The 16627-nt window shown below is 59.9% G+C and carries 19 protein-coding genes and 1 pseudogene; 13 read left to right on the forward strand and 7 right to left on the reverse strand.

The window, feature by feature from the left end; translation table 11 throughout:
• The 3 genes from FBY10_RS23605 to FBY10_RS23615 form a co-directional block, all read left to right on the forward strand.
• Positions 1-255: ribonucleotide-diphosphate reductase subunit beta (locus FBY10_RS23605; RefSeq protein ID WP_177146852.1), on the forward strand; the 255-nt coding region annotated here is incomplete at its 5' end.
• A 196-nt stretch (positions 256-451) separates the two neighbouring features.
• Positions 452-1165, forward strand: a complete 714-nt coding sequence (locus FBY10_RS23610) for an HNH endonuclease (protein WP_131697801.1) — start codon at positions 452-454, stop codon at positions 1163-1165.
• A gap of 73 nt (positions 1166-1238) precedes the next feature.
• Positions 1239-1886, forward strand: a complete 648-nt coding sequence (locus FBY10_RS23615) for an HAD-IB family hydrolase (RefSeq protein WP_043293519.1) — start codon at positions 1239-1241, stop codon at positions 1884-1886.
• Between the two features lie 114 nt (positions 1887-2000).
• Here FBY10_RS23615 and FBY10_RS23620 read toward each other — a convergent pair.
• Positions 2001-2477 (reverse strand): annotated as a pseudogene (locus FBY10_RS23620) (substrate-binding domain-containing protein); the annotation flags it as partial.
• A 147-nt stretch (positions 2478-2624) separates the two neighbouring features.
• On the opposite strand from FBY10_RS23620, the gene FBY10_RS23630 reads away from it, so the two are divergent.
• Entirely contained in the window at positions 2625-3572 is a 948-nt protein-coding gene (locus tag FBY10_RS23630) for a hypothetical protein (RefSeq protein WP_145337938.1), read from the forward strand.
• Positions 3573-3666: 94 nt separating this feature from the next.
• Positions 3667-4047, forward strand: coding sequence for a helix-turn-helix transcriptional regulator (locus tag FBY10_RS23635; RefSeq protein WP_131697808.1), 381 nt, complete (start codon positions 3667-3669; stop codon positions 4045-4047).
• Here FBY10_RS23635 and FBY10_RS23640 read toward each other — a convergent pair.
• The 4 genes from FBY10_RS23640 to FBY10_RS23655 form a co-directional block, all read right to left on the reverse strand.
• The gene (locus FBY10_RS23640) at positions 3977-4534 is read right to left on the reverse strand and encodes an AAA family ATPase (RefSeq protein WP_145337936.1); all 558 of its coding nucleotides are present in this window, start codon (positions 4532-4534) and stop codon (positions 3977-3979) included. The two genes, FBY10_RS23635 and FBY10_RS23640, sit on opposite strands and share 71 nt — an antisense overlap.
• 85 nt (positions 4535-4619) lie before the next feature.
• A complete protein-coding gene (locus FBY10_RS23645) occupies positions 4620-6125 on the reverse strand; it encodes an amidase family protein (RefSeq protein WP_145337934.1) in 1506 nt (501 codons plus the stop codon).
• A gap of 140 nt (positions 6126-6265) precedes the next feature.
• Entirely contained in the window at positions 6266-6781 is a 516-nt protein-coding gene (locus FBY10_RS23650; protein WP_131697811.1) for a hypothetical protein, read from the reverse strand.
• Between the two features lie 339 nt (positions 6782-7120).
• Positions 7121-8179: an MBL fold metallo-hydrolase gene (locus tag FBY10_RS23655; protein WP_131697812.1), complete on the reverse strand. Its 1059-nt coding sequence runs from the start codon at positions 8177-8179 to the stop codon at positions 7121-7123.
• A 123-nt stretch (positions 8180-8302) separates the two neighbouring features.
• Between FBY10_RS23655 and FBY10_RS23660 the strand changes: the two genes are divergently transcribed.
• From FBY10_RS23660 to FBY10_RS23675, 4 genes are all read left to right on the forward strand, one after another.
• Positions 8303-8929 carry a TetR/AcrR family transcriptional regulator gene (locus tag FBY10_RS23660; protein ID WP_131697813.1) on the forward strand — a complete coding sequence of 209 codons (627 nt, stop codon included), beginning with the start codon at positions 8303-8305 and terminating at the stop codon, positions 8927-8929.
• A gap of 190 nt (positions 8930-9119) precedes the next feature.
• A complete protein-coding gene (locus FBY10_RS23665; RefSeq protein ID WP_145337932.1) occupies positions 9120-10178 on the forward strand; it encodes a diguanylate cyclase in 1059 nt (352 codons plus the stop codon).
• A gap of 263 nt (positions 10179-10441) precedes the next feature.
• The gene (locus tag FBY10_RS23670; RefSeq protein WP_145337930.1) at positions 10442-11761 is read left to right on the forward strand and encodes a PAS domain-containing methyl-accepting chemotaxis protein; all 1320 of its coding nucleotides are present in this window, start codon (positions 10442-10444) and stop codon (positions 11759-11761) included.
• 91 nt (positions 11762-11852) lie between these two features.
• Entirely contained in the window at positions 11853-12374 is a 522-nt protein-coding gene (locus FBY10_RS23675) for a DUF1003 domain-containing protein (RefSeq protein ID WP_145337928.1), read from the forward strand.
• 30 nt (positions 12375-12404) lie between these two features.
• On the opposite strand, the gene FBY10_RS23680 is transcribed toward FBY10_RS23675, so the two are convergent.
• Positions 12405-13286 (reverse strand): LysR family transcriptional regulator, encoded by an 882-nt coding sequence (locus FBY10_RS23680; RefSeq protein WP_145337946.1) that lies wholly within the window; start codon positions 13284-13286, stop codon positions 12405-12407.
• An 80-nt stretch (positions 13287-13366) separates the two neighbouring features.
• Here FBY10_RS23680 and FBY10_RS23685 point away from each other — a divergent pair, with 80 nt between their 5' ends.
• Both FBY10_RS23685 and FBY10_RS23690 read left to right on the forward strand, forming a co-directional pair.
• The gene (locus FBY10_RS23685; protein WP_145337927.1) at positions 13367-14074 is read left to right on the forward strand and encodes a CTP synthase; all 708 of its coding nucleotides are present in this window, start codon (positions 13367-13369) and stop codon (positions 14072-14074) included.
• The gene (locus FBY10_RS23690; RefSeq protein WP_131697818.1) at positions 14071-14394 is read left to right on the forward strand and encodes an antibiotic biosynthesis monooxygenase; all 324 of its coding nucleotides are present in this window, start codon (positions 14071-14073) and stop codon (positions 14392-14394) included. Before FBY10_RS23685 ends, FBY10_RS23690 begins: the two co-directional genes overlap by 4 nt.
• 69 nt (positions 14395-14463) lie before the next feature.
• Here FBY10_RS23690 and FBY10_RS23695 read toward each other — a convergent pair whose 3' ends face one another.
• Positions 14464-14787, reverse strand: coding sequence for a DUF2025 family protein (locus FBY10_RS23695; protein ID WP_027605634.1), 324 nt, complete (start codon positions 14785-14787; stop codon positions 14464-14466).
• Between the two features lie 232 nt (positions 14788-15019).
• On the opposite strand from FBY10_RS23695, the gene FBY10_RS23700 reads away from it, so the two are divergent.
• Entirely contained in the window at positions 15020-16147 is a 1128-nt protein-coding gene (locus tag FBY10_RS23700) for a glycerophosphodiester phosphodiesterase family protein (protein WP_145337925.1), read from the forward strand.
• Positions 16148-16247: 100 nt separating this feature from the next.
• Complete coding sequence (locus tag FBY10_RS23705) at positions 16248-16556, forward strand: PepSY domain-containing protein (RefSeq protein WP_145337923.1); 309 nt, start codon at positions 16248-16250, stop codon at positions 16554-16556.
• Positions 16557-16627 lie beyond the last annotated feature (71 nt).

Consider the following 16627-nt stretch of genomic DNA (forward strand, 5'->3'; position numbering starts at 1 on the left):
ACTCAGCTGGAGATTGAATATGCGCGGGATACCATGCCGCGTGGGGTGCTGGGCATGAACGCGGCGATGATGGAGGATTACCTCAAGTTCATCGCGAACCGTCGTCTGTCGCAGATCGGCTTGAAGGAAGAATATCCGGGGACGACTAACCCGTTCCCTTGGATGAGTGAAATCATGGACTTGAAGAAAGAGAAGAATTTCTTTGAGACTCGTGTCATCGAGTACCAGACGGGTGGGGCGTTGAGCTGGGATTGATTCCTTAGCACAGCAACACCAAGAAGCCCTGACTTGTTCAGGGCTTTTTTATGCGAGCTCACTAAAGATTCTCCATACAAAGCAACGAATTTACCAAAGTAGCTGACCTCTAAATCCTACCAATGCGTAGGAAATTTCGTAGACGCAATAATGGCTACTCAGTATCGTCCGAGGGTTTTCTACCCTCGGCGGCTGTATGGACATTACGAAAGACAAAACGGACTGGAGCGACGCGGAGCTGGCAGCTGCGGTCGAGGCGTACCTAAAGATGTTGGCCTGGGAAAAGAACGGCCAACCTTTCAATAAAGCCCTCGAAAACCGCCTCCTGCGCGAAGGACCGGTGGCAGGCCGTGCAAAGGGCTCCATCGAGTTCCGCATGCAAAATATCTCCACCGTGCTTGTACGTATGGGCTGGGACCGCATCGAAGGCTATAAGCCTGCGAAGAACGTGGGCACAGGCGTGGAACAACGCATCCGCCAAGCGCTTGCCGCGCAGGGTGTATTCGAATCCGAAGACGCCGCCCAAACAGCAGACGAGCAAACGCTTATCCGCCGTGCGTCCAAACTGCAGCAGCAACCTTTCACTCAGCTACCGGACGGCATTGCCCAGCCGCAGAAGGTCTCGACCGTCAGCACTGCTTTTGTTCGCGACCCAAAGGTACGCGCCTGGGTACTGAAAGAGGCCGAGGGCATCTGCGAAGGCTGCGGCGCTAACGCGCCGTTTGAGGTCGACGGTTTGCCATTTCTTGAAGTACATCACGTCAAGCACCTGGCCCAGAAGGGTTCGGATCGCATCACCAATGCTGTAGCCTTGTGCCCCAATTGCCATCAGCGTTGTCACCGGTCGAGTGACCGGGAGGCTTTCACCGAGGGGCTTTACGCCAAGGTCGGAAGATTGGCACGGGAGTAGACTCCTGCTGTCACACCTGATGCACGCTCAAAAAAATACTAGATAGGACCGAGGCCAACCCGTGAACCCAGACATGCTCGAAGCCGGCCCTGTGGATGCCAAAGTACTTTCCGTCTTTGACTTCGACGGCACCCTGACCCACCACGACAGTTTCGTGCCCTTCCTCAAGTTTGCCTTTGGCACCGGCGAGTTTTATGGCCGGATGGTCAAACTGGCCGTGCCTGGGCTGCGCTTTTTGGTGCGGCAGATCAGCCGGGATGAGTTGAAGGCGCAGTTGATCCGCACCTTTATGACCGGGGTGGAGAAGACGTGGGTGCAGCAGAAGGCCGAGGAGTATTGCCAGCGCAATTGGGCACGGTTGATGCGCCCGGCCGGGGTTCTGTCGGTGGAGCAGGAGTTGGGCTCGGGGGCGGTGGTGACGCTGTGTTCGGCGTCGCCGGCGTTGGTGCTGCAGCCGTTTGCCGATCGGCTTGGGATCAAGTTGATTGGCACTGAGCTTGAGGTGGTCGACGGGGTGTTGACCGGCAAGCTCACCGGGAATAACTGCCGGTGTGAGAATAAGGTGCTGCGGCTGGAGGCGGTGTATGGCGATTTGGGCGAGTATCGGCTGCGGGCCTGGGGCGATACGCGTGGGGATCGGGAGTTGTTGGCGGCGGCGCAAGATGCGCATTTTCGGCATTTTCATGCGAAGAAGAAAAAGCGGGCTCGGTTGCAGCGGTGATGCGGCTGATGGGGTTGGCGGGGGATCGAGATGATCCCATCGCAGCCTCGCTAAAGCTCGACACCTCCCACATTTGAGCTTTTTCAGCCCCTTGATCTGTGTTCGGCGAGTGGTTTATGTGGTGGCTTTGAGATTTACGCCCAGGGCAGTGGCAAAGGCTTTTACCAGCGGGCTTCTTGGCGCGTTGTGGCGCAGGATCAGGTTGAACGCGGTGCTCAGGTGGACGTGCTCCGGGCACAGTGCGCGCAGGCGCCCTTCCCTTACCAGCGATGCGGCGTAGTGCTCGGGCAGGAAGCCGATAAACCGGCCGGTCAGCACCAGGATGGCGACCGCTTCAACCTGCGAGGCTGAGGCGGATTGGCTGTCGTAGTTGACGAAATTAGTCTTGTCGCGATGGATCGCATACCGATGGTTGACCACTTCATATTGGCGCAGCACCTCGGGTGTAATGTCGTTCGCGGTGAAGAGCGGGTGTCCTACGGCGCAGTAGGCGTGGGCCTTTTCTTCGTACAGCGGGAAGTAGTCGAATTCTTCGCGGCGCTGGTAGACGGGGACGATGCCGACGATCAGGCGCCCTTCGACCACGCGGCGCCGGCCAGCATGTTCTATACCTTGGGCATGCTTACGGCGATAGGCGGAACCTTGTGCTTCCTGAGCGGACGGCGGGTTGCAGGTTCTTGCTGATATTTGCGCGGGTTCCCGCTATTAATAGCGAAACCTCTCACGGACCCGAGCCCCATGAAATTCGACACGGCCTACAGCCTGAGTCTCGATGACAAGCTGTCGATTTATGACGTACGAGACCTGAATTTCGACGAAACCGCTGCCTACGATTCCGACCAGGACAGTTTCCTGTGCCCCAACGATGCCTGTCGCGCCGCCTTCGAAGCAGGCAATGTGCTGAGCACGTTCAACGCCAAGAACGTCAACTACCAACGCACCCCGCACTTCAAAAACACGCCGAGCACGCGGCATATCGACGGGTGCCGTTATGCCAGCCTCCACAAGGGTGCAGCAGGCGAAAACGACGATGAGCGTGAGGATAATTTCCCATCGGAATTTGTCCTGACCCGTCGTACGTACGAGCGTAAAACCGCGGTGGGCGGCACCGAGGGGCTGGTCCTACAAGATTCAGCGAAAACACCCTCAACCGGCAGCGGCGAATCTGTCAGTTCCAGCGACACTACCCCGGACAAAACCAGCGTGTTCGCCCACCCGGTGGAATGTTTTGTGTCGAACATCGACGACAAGGAAAAACTCAAACGCATGCCGCTGAAAATCGGCGAGCACACCGCGACTTACTCGGCGTTTTTCAAGAAGATCGAATACCTGCAAGACAACAAGGGCCTGATCTACTGGGGCAAGATCAAAGCGATCAAGGACTACACCAGCAGCTTTCGCATCGATTTCGAAAAGAAGGTGTGGCTCGACAAAAAACCCTACTCGGTCAACGTCTACCTGAGCAAAAAGCTCATCGAGAACTACCGCAAGCGTAAGGCGTTCCTGGAGCAGATCCGGGCGGCGGCGGACAGTGAACGGGCGTTGTATTGTTTCTTCTATGGGGTCACGCCGGAGCTGAAACAGGTGCCCAGCAAGAAGAACCCCGAGCAGACGTTCGGGGTGTTCAGCGCGAATATCGAGAACCTGGATCACCTGATCATTCGTGAGGCACCAGGGTTGGAATAGTGGGTCGATAAGAATCCAGTTGATGAGCGGTCAAAACAACTGTACAAAAACACAGTATAGTTTGCCCTCCCCCGTCGAATCCTGGAGAAACCCCATGTCCTCTCTGGCAATGAGCTCTTTCGTAGAACAGCAGATCGTCCTGCACCAATTCACCGCCAAACACAGTGTACAGGCCCGCGCGATGCTGGGCTGGAGCCGAGAAGAGCTGGCCCGCCAGGCGGGTGTGGCGGTGGATGCCATCCAACAGTTTGAAAGCCAGGGCGACGTGGCTGATGAAACCCGCCTGGCCTTGGCGTTTCGGTTGGAGGCGCAAGGGCTGGTATTTTTTCCGGGGTTTGCGCCAGGGTGGGGCATGAGTGTGCGGCGGTTTGACACCGCCCCAGTCGAACCCGCTGCACACAACATTATTTCGCGGCTGATGGGCTCAACAGCGGCATCAATTGATTCACCAACGCCCCAACCGAATGGTGCGTAGAGTCCAACCGGATCACCGGACAGGTCAGTGCCGCCAACCAGGTTTCATGCCGACGCAGGCTACGTAGGCTGTGGTTGCCGTTGTCGTAGCGAGCGGCCCACGCCAGGAAAGCGACGCTGTTCTCGTGGCGACTGCCACCTTCCAGGATTTCATCACCGTAGCGTTGCACCTCCCTCATGCGCAGGCGGTGCAGGCGTTCTTGCGGGTCGAGGCGCAGGAACACCACGTGGGTGAACTGCGGGATCATGGCATCGCCCCAGCCGCACAGTGAGCCGGACAGCACCCAGCCTTCCAGGCCGGCGGTCTGTTCCTGCAGCAGGCGGATGCGTTCATTTTTGGGCCGGGCAACGGTGAAGGGGGCGTCGGTTTGCTGCCAGTAGAAGTCGTCGGTGTCGAAGCAAGCGACGTTCAGACTCTCTGCCAAGGCCCTACCCAGGGTGGTAGTGCCGGCCCCCGCAGCACCGAGGATATGAATTCGATAGGCCATGGCTTCCCTCCATCGCATTGAATGTATCTTTTGAACGCGTCAGCCCTTGGGTTTGTAAACGCCGACGCCAAGAGCCACCTGTTGCTCAAAGCCTGGCCCTGGAGCCGACCCACGCGGCCTCCTCGTAGCCATGGGCTACGGCAAGCAGCGTGGGTTCGGTCCAGCGGGCACCAAAGAAGTAAGCACTGGTCGGCACGCCGTGCTCGTCTTTGCCGGAAGGTACCGAGATTCCTGGATAACCGGCCACTGCGACTGCAAAATAGCTGTTCGTTTCAAAGTCCGACACCACGGCATCAAGTTTATCCCCGTCAATCAGCTCATCCACTGTGCTGCGAAAATCCTGGATAAGCGCATCCCATAGCGGCTTGCGCTCGTCGGATGTCAGGGTGGATGCGTCGATTTCCTTGAGCAGCGGTTGGTGGTCGGTGTCGCTGCCATCGCGCTTTTCATTGAACGCGATCAACTCGGAAACTGACTTGACCGGCAGCCCACCGCGCTTACCCAGGTAATCATTCAACTCACTCTTCACATCGGCAAACAATAGTTCGCCATAGCGTGATGCATCCGCCAGCCGCATGTTCACCGGTACAAGCACTGCACCTTGTGCGCGAAGCACATCAAGCGTTTTTTGAAACTGAGGGCTATTGTCCACCGGCAGGTTTTCGCCATTCGCGGAAAAGGTTGCGGGATAACCAATACGTTTATCCTTCAAGGCGCCAGGCTTGAGCAACGCGGTGTAGTCAATGCCTCGGGGGGCGTCCACATTGGCTGAATCCTGAGGGTCGCTGCCCGACATGGCGTTGAGCAACAACGCAGCATCAAACACCGAACGCGTCATTGGCCCCGGCGTGTCCTGTCGATGGCTGGCAGGAATGATGCCGCTACGGCTCAACAAGCCCACGCCGGGCTTGAAACCGACCACCCCGTTAAATGCCGCCGGGACGACGATGGAACCATTGGTTTCGGTGCCAACGGCCAACGGCGCCAAACCAGCGGCAACCGCAACGGCTGAGCCCGAGCTTGACCCCCCGACCGATGCATCCGCTTGATGAGGGTTGAGCGTTTGCCCGCCCCGATGGCTGAACCCATCGGGACCGCCGCGAAAACCGGCCAGTTCGGTCAGGTTGGTTTTACCCAGGATCACTGCGCCCTGCTGGCGCAGGCGTTCGACGATAAACGCGTCCTTGATCGCAGCGGCACCCACCAACCCGAAGGCGCCTGCGCTGGTCTGCTGGGTGTCGCCCGTCTCGATATTGTCCTTGAGGAGCACGGGAATGCCGTGCAGCGGCCCTCGGACCTTGCCGCTGGCGCGTTCACGATCCAGCTCGCGAGCAATCTCCAGCGCTTGAGGGTTGAGTTCGATGATGGCGTTTAACGCAGGGTCGTGTTTGCGAATGCGCTCTTGCAAGAAGGTGACCAGATCTTCCGATGTGAGCCCGCCCGACCGGGCCATTTGTTCACCGAGCTCACGAACACTGGCCCATTCCATTCCCGGCGGAACCGGTTTGGAGGTGTCGGAGGTCAACGGCAACCCCATCCAAGACGCCGCATGGCTGACAAACGCATTCACACCATATCCAATTCCAAACATGAACCACCTCGGGAGAAGAGTAAGAAATGACGAAGGACCACCGTTGATCCGTGCGCCAGTCTAAAAACTTCCCTCATCCCAGCCAGCATGACGTAGGCCGTTCACCTCGTAGGATTGTTCAACGCCACAGGTAGCCCATGCTATGCATTCTCCACGCAACAGGCATTGCGATAACCCTGCACCAGCGCCGCCAGCGAATCCTTCGACCATCGCGCACCGTAGAACCACAACGTCGCACCACCCTCGAGGGTCTCGCCAAACCTGGGGTAACCACTCCAGCACGCACCATGGAACGCAGCACTTTGACTGTCCGACACCAGGGCATCCAGCCGGTACTCATTTACAAGTTCATCGATTTCATTATGAGTATGCAGGTTGAACGTGAGGGTGCCGTCGACACGTTGCGCCGGTACGGGTATCAGTTGCGTCCCGGCTCGACGCAAAACGTCCAGCGCCCGCATGAAGGGCGCACGGTGTTGAATCGGTTCGTGACCATCGCCACGGCCATATCGGTCGGCATACCCCACGCGCCTGCCGGCCAATACTTGCATGACGGCAAAGGGGCTGTTGTTCTGCACCAGAGGTACCTCCACCATCACCTGGCCCTCTGGGTCGATACCGCTCAAGGCAATCAGCATCAACGAGGGATCACGCATGGGTCTGATGGGAAGTGCCGGTACGTTATACCCGGGGATCAGGACGCCACCATTGGGGTGGGTTTGAGGATGGGGATCGACATCAAACGCGATACGGCGGGGGGGCGCTTGATCGGTGGAAGGGCGACGGCATGAAGACGCCGAATAGGTCATATCCAGGGGCGCAGACAACGGCTGGCCCACCTGGCAAACGGCATCCGCTCGCGAAAACTTTCTGCATTTGCTGTCCATCGGAACGCCTCCCCTGAAATCATTTTCCGGGGATCATCGCATCCTTCGTCGAAGCCTGTCGCAGACCCGAAACAACTTGAAAACTCCTTTTTCGTCGCCTCCGCGCCCTCAGCTCACAAGGTGCTCTTGCGCACCTTGGGTTTCCACTTCCAGCCACCATGCATATCCACGCTCCGGCTGGTTCAAGCTGAACGCCTGGCCCATCGGCGGTGTGGCAATCGACACATTGCGCTCCCACGCCAGCGCCATGATGCGGTCGAATGGTTCGTGCCAGGCATGGAACGCCAGGTCGAAAGTGCCGTTGTGGATCGGCAGCAGCCAGCGGCCCTTGAGGTCGATATGCGCTTGCAGGGTTTGTTCCGGCTGCATGTGTACATGGGGCCAGTCGACGTTGTAAGCACCGGTTTCCATCAACGTCAGATCGAACGGGCCGTACTGTTCGCCGATGCGTTTAAAGCCGTCGAAGTAGCCGGTGTCGCCGCTGAAAAAGATGCGGCGCGTGCCGTCGATCATCACCCAGGAACACCAGAGGGTCTGGTTGGCATCAAACAGGCCACGCCCGGAAAAGTGCTGCGCCGGCGTGGCGACAAAGCGAATGCCATCCACCTCGGTGCCTTGCCACCAATCCAGCTGCCGCACCTTGCTGGCGTCGACACCCCACTTGACCAGAATGTCGCCCACGCCCAGCGGCGCGAGAAAGTAACGGGTCTTGTCGGCCAGTTGGACGACAGCCTTATGGTCAAGATGGTCGTAGTGGTTGTGGGAAAGAACCACCGCCTCCAGGGGCGGCAGCTCTTCAAGACTGATAGGCGGCTGATGAAAACGCTTGGGGCCAGCCCAACTGAAGGGCGAGGCACGCTCGGCGAACACCGGGTCGGTCAGCCAGAACTTGCCGCGCATTTTCAACAACACGGTGGAATGCCCCAGGCGGAACACGCTGTGATCAGGCGCCCCCAGCAACTGCTCGCGGGTCAGCGGTTGCACCGGGATCTGCCCCACCGGCCGCGTACTGCGTGGTTTGTTGAACAGCATGTTCCAGAAGATACGCAAGGTCTTGCCAAAGCCACCGTGCTGCACGGGGGCGTCGTTGCTGAAGCTCCCCAGTTTCGACTCAGCAGGTTTGGGCGCCGCAGGCGAAGACTTGATACGGGTTGAGATCGTGGCCATTACCGAGTGACTCCTACGGTCCGCTCATAAGTTACACTGCACAGTGTAGTTTCAAGATTGCAACAAAATCCGCAGCAAGTAAACTACCCAGTGTAATTTACCCTCAAGAGCTGAACGCCACCCATGACTGCCCCTCAACGCCTTACCGACCGCAAACGCCAAGCCATCGTGGCAGCGGCCATCGCTGAGTTTCGCGATAACGGCTTCGAGGTCACCAGCATGGACAAGATCGCCGCTACCGCTGGGGTTTCCAAGCGCACGGTGTATAACCATTTCCCCAGCAAGGAAGAACTGTTCGCCGAAATCCTTCACCAGCTCTGGGCCAGCAGCGTCGCCCAACTCGACGTCAGCTACGCCAGCGACCGCCCGTTGCGTGAACAGTTACGCGGGTTGCTGGAGGCAAAGATGAAGATGATGTCGGACACCAACTTCCTCGACCTCGCCCGGGTCGCCATCGCGGCCACCATCCATTCACCGGAACGTGCGCAAGACATGGTCACCCGCCTGAGCCAGCGCGAAGAAGGCTTTACCCAGTGGGTACGCGCCGCCCAGGAAGATGGCCGCCTCTCCTGCACCGACCCGGCGTTTGCCGCCCATCAGATCCAGAGCCTGCTCAAGGCCTTCGCGTTTTGGCCGCAGATCACGTTGGGCCAGCCGACCCTGGATGCCGCCCACCAGGCCAGCGTCATTGAGTCAGCCATCGACCTGTTCCTTGCCGGCTACGAAGTCAGCGCCTCCCGCACCCAGTAAAAACCATTGCAAGAGCGACATTCCTGGTCGCTTTTGACGCATTCGCCCTCTGTTTTGCGCAAATGGCCTGGAAGGCCACTGATTATTCCTACGCGAATAACTGACAATATTCACAGGACTTATCCGATCAATGGGTGATCCAGTGGCCGCGAGCCGCCGTCTATGTGAAAAACAGTTGAACCAGGAATTTATGGAAAACAGACGAGGCAAAGGGCTCTCATTTGCCAGGCGTATCTACCAGCCAAGGATCATCGGCCTGGGTGTCGGCAGCATCAGCGTCACCGGCGCCTTGTACCCCCTGGCCATGCCGGGCTGGGTCTGGGCGTTACTGCTGTTCAATGGGTTTGCCTGGGCGCATCTGGCGTACCAGCTATCCACCCGCTCGCCGTTCCCTTATCAGGCTGAACAGCGCAACTTCCTGTATGACTCGGTATTCGGTGGGTTTTGGGCGGCTGCCACGCAATTCACGCCGCTGACAGCCGTGACCATCCTGTCGATGATGACCATGAACAACGTCGCCGCCGGCGGCCGGCGCCTGTTCCTGCGTGGCCTGCTCGCCCAGGGGCTGGGGATCGGCGTGGCGTGGGCGCTGTTCGGCATCAAGTTCAACCCCGACGTCAGCCTGCTGCAGGTCTACTCCTGCCTGCCCATGCTGACCCTCTACCCCATGGCCATCGGCATGGTCTGTTATCAATTGGCGATCAAGCTGTCGGAACATAAACGCGCCCTCAGTGCCCTGAGCCGCACCGACAGCCTCACCGGCCTGCTCAACCACGGCTCGTGGAAAGACCTGCTGCACCTCAAGTTCCACAAGTGCCAGCAGCAGCAAAGCCACGCCACCATCGCATTGATCGATATTGATCACTTCAAGCAGATCAACGATACCCACGGCCATATCGTAGGCGACACGGTGTTGCGGCAACTGAGCCTGGAACTGCGGCGCAACCTGCGGGAAAACGACCTGGCCGGGCGTTACGGTGGCGATGAGTTCTGTGTGATTCTTCCGCAAATGCCTCTGGAGCAAGCGGCGCAGATCATGGAGCAGATGCGCAAAACATTCGGCAATTACCGCACCCCGCACATACCGGAATTGCGCGTCAGCCTGAGCATCGGTCTGGCGGACTTCCAGCCGCGCTTCACCGACGCAGCCATGTGGCTGAACGCGGCGGACCGGGCACTCTATGCCGCCAAGGACACCGGGCGTAATCGGGTGAGTGTCAGTGACGAACGGATCGCCTGTTCCGCCTGACGTAGTCCTACAACTCCTTGTCTGAATCTTCCGTCCAACGTCATGGGCGATAGCATAATGCCTCCATTCGTCGCCTACCCAAAAATGGACCTGCCCCTTGGGCGAACTTCTTGTCAGGCTGATCACTCTTAACCCGTTGTTCCACCCCGCTGTCAGCACAAGGAGGCTGACAATGAGCACGTCAACCGTAAGGCGAATGCCTTACGGGGGCAGGCGCATACACATGGATACTCCCCGACGCATGCTTGCCCGAGCCCCCGAACATGCTATTCAACACCCATAAAAAAACCATCAATCACCTGCAACACACCGTGGCTCACCAAGCCAGCCTGCTGGACGCGATCGAACGCTCCATGGCAGTGATCGAATTTGATCCGCAAGGCCTCGTGTTACGGGCCAATGACAACTTCCTCAACACCCTGGGCTACCGCGCCGAGCAGATCGAAGGCCAATCCCACCGGATGTTCTGCACGCCCGCCTTCGCCCGTAGCGCCGAGTACAGCCAACTGTGGTCCAACCTGCAAAACGGCCAGTTCCAGTCCGGCACCTTTGAACGGGTGGCCAGCAACGGTCAGTCGGTGTGGCTGGAAGCCAGCTACACCCCGGTGCGTGACGACACGGGCCGTGTGGTCAAAGTGGTGAAGTACGCCCTGGACGTCACCCCGCGCCTGCAGGCTGAAAGCGAGGCCAACGCCAAGTTGGAAGCCATCGGCCGGGCAATGGCCGTCATCGAGTTCAACCTCGACGGCACGATCATCACCGCCAACGCCAACTTCCTGCAGCGCATGGGCTACAGCCTGGCGCAGATCCAGGGCCAGCATCACCGCCTGTTCTGCACAGCAGAGACCGCAGCGAGCTCAGCCTACGGTGACTTCTGGCGGCGCCTGAACCAGGGCGAATTGTTCAGCGGCCAGTTCGAACGCGTGGGTAAAAACGGCCAGCCCGTGTGGCTCGAAGCCAGCTACAACCCGGTGTACGACGCCAGCGGGCGCCTGTGCAAAGTGGTGAAGTTCGCCTCGGACATCACCGCGCGCGTGCAACAACATGCTGCAGACGCACAAAGCGCCGCCCAGGCCTATCACCTGTCCCTGCATACCCAGGACATGGCGGAAAAAGGCGCCGACGTGATCCAGAAAACAGCCAGCGGCATGCGTGAAATCTCCTCGGACATCGACAACTCCTCGCAACTGATCGCCAAGCTGGGCGAGCGTTCGCAACAGATCAGCACCATCGTCAACACCATTCGCGGCATTGCCGACCAGACCAACCTGCTGGCACTCAATGCCGCTATCGAAGCGGCGCGCGCGGGCGAACAAGGCCGTGGTTTTGCCGTGGTGGCCGATGAAGTGCGGCAGTTGGCGGCACGCACCAGCGGTTCCACCACGGAGATTTCCAGCATGATCGCGGTGATCCAGGCTGAGACCCGCCACGCCATCGACAGCATGGACGCGACCCGCGACCGCGCTGCCCAGGGCGTGGAGCTGGCCAACCAGGCCGGTACAGTGATCCTGCAGATTCGCGAAGGCACCAGCGAGGCGGTGCACGCGGTGAGTGCGTTTGCCAATGAGCGTGGCGCCCACTAACACTCAGTAGGCCCTCGGGTTATTCATGTGTAAGACAGGTCGCCAGGACTATAGTGATTCACTGCCTTAACGTTGATGACCCGAGCCCACCATGACCCCCGACAAGCCCGAAACCGCCCCCGTCGATCACCTGCGTTTTCACCGGCGCCACGCCCACCTGGCGCCGACCTTCGGCAACGATACCTTTGCCCTCAAGGCCGAGGCCTTTGCGCGCTTCTTTGGTACACCGACCTTCCTCGGTGCGCAAACCGCGATCGTGATCTTGTGGGTGGTGCTGAACGTAACGGGCATCACCCACTTCGACGTGTACCCGTTCATCCTGCTCAACCTGGCCTTCAGCCTGCAATCAGCCTATGCCGCGCCGCTGATCCTGCTGGCCCAGACGCGCCAGGCCGCCCGCGACAAAGCCCAGTCCGACGCCGATGCGCAACACCGCGAAGCACTGGCCATCGCCAATACTGAACGCCAGGCCCAGGCCGCGCAAACCACCAAACAGCTGCTGGAATTGCTGGAGCAAAACACCCGGCTGACGGAAATGACCAAGCAACTGACCGAACACATCGAAACCCTGACGTGCGAAATGCATGAGCACTACGTAAGAAAACCCCAGTAACTGTGCGTATCCATTGTCGGAGGGGCGATGTCAGGGTTTCATCCGCACATGCCGTCCCAACTCATCAAACAGCGTCACCACCGAACGCAACGCGCGGCAATCGGGACGCGTCAGCAGCCATAACGCCGTGTCGTGCCCCGCCAATGCGGGACCCAGGGGTTGCAGGCCATCATCCAGCAGAAAATCCGGCAGCGCCGCCACGCCCAACCCTGCCCGCACCAGTTCGGTGACCGACAACATGCTGTTGCAGCGATAACTGAGGCGTACACCGGGCAGGTGTTCGCGGCGCCAGGCCACCGTGGGGTGGTCGGGCAGGAAGTCGTCCGGCGCGATCCAGGCCAGGTCCGCCAGCGAGCGTGCGGCGTGTTGACGCGCATACGTGGGGCTGGCACACACCTGATACGCAACGCCCCCCAGGCAACGGCCGACCAGGTGCTCCGGCGGTGCCGTGGTCAGGCGCAGGGCGATGTCGGCATCGCGGCGGCTGAGGTTGGCGAAATCATTGGAGGTGCTCAGTTCCAGGGTCAGCGCCGGGTAGTCCGGCATGAACTGCGCCAGCGCTGGCAGCAAGAGCCCTTGCAGCACCGAGTCGGTACAGGTCAGGCGCACCGTGCCGCTGATCACCTCGCCGCCCTGGTCCACGCCGATGCGCGCGGCTTCCAGCGCTTGTTCAGCGCGTTCGGCCTGCTGCGCGAGGTTGCTGGCGAGGCTGGTGGGCAGGTAGCCGGCGCGGCTTTTTTCAAACAACGTCTGGCCCAATGCGCCCTCCAGCCGTCGCACCGCGCGGAACACCGTAGACACATCCACCCGCAATAACGCCGCCGCCCGCGCCAGGGTGCCGCCACGCACCAGCGCGAGGATCAGCGACAGGTCGGGGTAATCGATTTGATAGTGCGTGGCTGCATTGAGCATGTGGGCAAACGCCAATATTGATTGCGTGCGCGCCAATCTATAGTGCACGTCAGGACACCACAAGCCATGGGACGCACCCGATGAAAGCCACCACCTTGCACATCGCCCTGATCGGCGATTACAACCCCGATGTCATCGCGCACCAAGCCATTCCCATCGCGCTGCAACGGGCCGCCGAAACCCTCGGTTTGCAGGTTCATCTGCAATGGCTCGATACCGACACCCTCACGTCCACCACTGAACTGCATGGCTTCGACGGTTTCTGGTGCGTGCCCGCCAGCCCCTACCGCGACACCGACGGTGCATTGCGGGCGATACGTTTTGCCCGCGAACAGCGGCGACCTTTCCTCGGCACTTGCGGCGGTTTTCAACACGCGGTGCTGGAATACGCCCGCAACGTGCTGGGCTGGGCCGATGCCGAACATGGCGAACTGGCGCCAGGCGCTGAACGCGCAGTGATCACGCCCCTGAGCTGCGCCCTGGTAGACGCCAGCGACAGCCTGCGTTTGACGCCCTACACGCGCATCGCCGAGGCCTACGGCCGCCTTGATATCGAGGAAGGCTATCGCTGCCGCTACGGCATAAACCCCGAATTCGCCGATGCACTGCTCGAGCGCGAGATGATTCCCAGCGGGCATGATGCGGCCGGCGATCTGCGCGCGGTGGAGTTGCTCGACCATCCGTTCTTCGTCGCCACGCTGTTCCAGCCTGAACGCGCCGCCCTCAAGGGCATCACGCCGCCCTTGGCGATTGCCCTGCTCAAGGCGTGCCAGGAGCAGTGCGCATGATCGCCACGACACCCGCCCCACCCTACTACGCAGTGATCTTCAGCTCATTGCGCACCGACGGCGATCAAGGCTACGGCCAGGCCGCCGCCCGCATGCTGGAGCTGGCTCGCGATCAACCGGGGTTTCTCGGGGTGGAATCGGCGCGGGAGGATGGCCTGGGGATTACCGTGTCGTATTGGCGCAGCGAGGCCGCGATCCTGGCCTGGAAGCAGCAGGCCGAGCATCGGGCGGTGCGTGAACAAGGACGCGCCACTTGGTACTCGGCGTTTCAGACACGGGTGTGCAAGGTGGAACGGGCCTACACATTCCAAGGCCAGTAACCGTCGTATCGCCTGGCTCTCTGTGGCGAGCGGGCTTGCCACAGAAAGCTCGCTTACCGCCTATGCCGTCTAGCTCACCAGACTGCGCAGCGCACTGATCTGTGGAATCTCCACCCGTTTCATATACACGCGCAGCGGTTCGCTGATGTTGATGCGGTCGTCGATATTTTGGTCGAGCAGCAACTGGATACGCTCGCGCGACAGGGTCATGGTCTGCTCGGGGGCCGGCAGCCAGACAAATTCAGCGGTGGGGATGATGCCGTCGTCGGCCACGTCCATGCCGAAGGAATCTTCGCTGAAACGCACGATGTACTGGCCGGTCTTGCGGTTGAGGCCAACAAAACCGTGGAGTTGGTCGGCGGCCTGGCAGATAAGCTCGGAGGTGATGCGCATGGTAAACCTCACTGAAAAGTCCCACAGGGACTGGAAAGATGGTTTACACGCGTGGCGGAAAGTACCGTCCTCTAGCGGGACGGCTGCGAGCAAGAATACTGCAATGCCGCGCAAAAAAACCGAGGAAATTGGCACATGCGCACGTTAATGTCGGTTTGGTGATGGCGCCTTTCGCAATCAATTGTTAAAAAGGAGGCCTTCTCAAAGCTACCTCCACGAAAGGACTTCGCATATGCCTGTCACGTTTTCCAAGAGCGCCCTGCTGCTCGCACTGGCCCTTGGCTTCGGCCAGGCACAGGCTGCCGAACCGATCAGCCCGGCTGAATTGGCGACAAACGAAGGCATTCCATACCCCGCCGTGATCGCTCACCGTGGCGCGTCCTACGACGCGCCGGAATCCACCGCCGCCGCCTACAAAGTCGCGCGCGACCTGGGTGCCGACTACCTGGAAATGGACCTGCAACGCAGCAAGGACGGCGTGCTGTTCGCCCTGCACGACAACAACCTGCAGCGCACCACCGACGTGGCCACCAAGTTCCCCGAGCGCAAAGACGCCCCGGCCAACGAGTTCACCTGGAAAGAACTGCAAACCCTCGACGCCGGCAGCTGGTTCAACGCCGCCTACCCGGACCGCGCGCGTCCTGGCTTCGTCGGCCTGAAGATCCAGAGCCTGGACGACATCATCAAGATCGCCGAAGGCAACCCGCAGCACAAACCCGGCCTGTACATCGAAACCAAGGAGCCCAAGCAATTCCCAGGCATCGAAGTCGACCTGAAAAACAAGCTGCTGGATAAAGGCTGGTTGAGCTCCGCCGGCTCAAAGCTGGGCAAGAGCAACACCGGCGTCGGCCAGGGCAAGGGCCGTGTGGTGCTGCAGACGTTTGAAAAAGACAGCTTGAAAGAGCTGCAGAAAGAAATGCCGAACACCCCGAAAATCCTGCTGTTGTGGGTTGGCCCGGGCAGCATCGAGCCGAAATCCACGCAGACCTTCGCCGAATCCGGCGAAACCACCAAGGCCGCCTACTACGCCAAGCAAGAGCCAAAAGACGCCGCAGAGTTCGAAAAGTGGGTCGACGAAGCCAAGAGCCTCGGCGCCATCGGTACCGGCCCATCGGCTGAGCTGACCGACCACGGCGACCAGAGCTATACCGACCTGGTGAAGCCTGAAATGAACAAGCTGACCCACGACAAGGGCCTGCTGGTGCACGTCTACACCGTGGATGAACCGGTCGACTTCGACAAAGTGATGAAAGCCGGCGTCGACGGCATCTTCACCAACCGCGCCGCCGAACTGCTGAAGTTCTACAAACGCTGGCCGTCGTCCAGCGTGCAAGACCTGCTGAACGACTACAAGTACTGAGAGCGTCGCGCATTGGTGTCAGTGCGCCATTAAGGATGAGTTAAGTTGCGCCGGTTAATCTGGCGCCACTTAAACAGCTCACCGAAGAAGGACACACACTATGAAAACCCTGACCACCCTGTTCGCTGCCACCGCCCTGACCCTGACCGCCGGCCTGGCCCAGGCTGATGTTCGCCCGGACCACATTGAAGGCCTGCTCAAGTCCGGCGCGGTGATGCCTTTCGACAAGCTCAACGCTGCCGCCGTGGCCAAACATGCCGGTGCCACGATCAACGACACCGAACTGGACCACAACAACAGCGGCGTACTGGTCTACGAAGTTGAGCTGACCGACACCGCCGGCAAGAAGTTTGAAGTCAAGCTCGACGCCAAGACCGGCGCCGTACTGGAAGACAAACTCGACACCTGAGTGACCCCCGTCACCTGAAACCGCGCCACCTCCGGGTGGCGCGGTTTTTTTATGCGCGCTCGCTAACCGTG

The organism is Pseudomonas sp. SJZ103 (assembly GCF_007828335.1).
In the GTDB taxonomy this organism is placed as follows: domain Bacteria; phylum Pseudomonadota; class Gammaproteobacteria; order Pseudomonadales; family Pseudomonadaceae; genus Aquipseudomonas.

Bases quoted from the DNA above. Each gene is read 5' to 3' on its own strand.
- FBY10_RS23690 (WP_131697818.1), top strand. From the start codon at position 14,071: ATGATCGCCACGACACCCGCCCCACCCTACTACGCAGTGATCTTCAGC.
- FBY10_RS23665 (WP_145337932.1), top strand. From the start codon at position 9,120: ATGGAAAACAGACGAGGCAAAGGGCTCTCATTTGCCAGGCGTATCTAC.
- FBY10_RS23670 (WP_145337930.1), top strand. From the start codon at position 10,442: ATGCTATTCAACACCCATAAAAAAACCATCAATCACCTGCAACACACC.
- FBY10_RS23685 (WP_145337927.1), top strand. From the start codon at position 13,367: ATGAAAGCCACCACCTTGCACATCGCCCTGATCGGCGATTACAACCCC.
- FBY10_RS23695 (WP_027605634.1), bottom strand. From the start codon at position 14,787: ATGCGCATCACCTCCGAGCTTATCTGCCAGGCCGCCGACCAACTCCAC.
- FBY10_RS23705 (WP_145337923.1), top strand. From the start codon at position 16,248: ATGAAAACCCTGACCACCCTGTTCGCTGCCACCGCCCTGACCCTGACC.
- FBY10_RS23675 (WP_145337928.1), top strand. From the start codon at position 11,853: ATGACCCCCGACAAGCCCGAAACCGCCCCCGTCGATCACCTGCGTTTT.
- FBY10_RS23650 (WP_131697811.1), bottom strand. From the start codon at position 6,781: ATGCGTGATCCCTCGTTGATGCTGATTGCCTTGAGCGGTATCGACCCA.
- FBY10_RS23635 (WP_131697808.1), top strand. From the start codon at position 3,667: ATGTCCTCTCTGGCAATGAGCTCTTTCGTAGAACAGCAGATCGTCCTG.
- FBY10_RS23645 (WP_145337934.1), bottom strand. From the start codon at position 6,125: ATGTTTGGAATTGGATATGGTGTGAATGCGTTTGTCAGCCATGCGGCG.
- FBY10_RS23700 (WP_145337925.1), top strand. From the start codon at position 15,020: ATGCCTGTCACGTTTTCCAAGAGCGCCCTGCTGCTCGCACTGGCCCTT.
- FBY10_RS23610 (WP_131697801.1), top strand. From the start codon at position 452: ATGGACATTACGAAAGACAAAACGGACTGGAGCGACGCGGAGCTGGCA.
- FBY10_RS23680 (WP_145337946.1), bottom strand. From the start codon at position 13,286: ATGCTCAATGCAGCCACGCACTATCAAATCGATTACCCCGACCTGTCG.
- FBY10_RS23615 (WP_043293519.1), top strand. From the start codon at position 1,239: ATGCTCGAAGCCGGCCCTGTGGATGCCAAAGTACTTTCCGTCTTTGAC.
- FBY10_RS23660 (WP_131697813.1), top strand. From the start codon at position 8,303: ATGACTGCCCCTCAACGCCTTACCGACCGCAAACGCCAAGCCATCGTG.
- FBY10_RS23655 (WP_131697812.1), bottom strand. From the start codon at position 8,179: ATGGCCACGATCTCAACCCGTATCAAGTCTTCGCCTGCGGCGCCCAAA.
- FBY10_RS23630 (WP_145337938.1), top strand. From the start codon at position 2,625: ATGAAATTCGACACGGCCTACAGCCTGAGTCTCGATGACAAGCTGTCG.
- FBY10_RS23640 (WP_145337936.1), bottom strand. From the start codon at position 4,534: ATGGCCTATCGAATTCATATCCTCGGTGCTGCGGGGGCCGGCACTACC.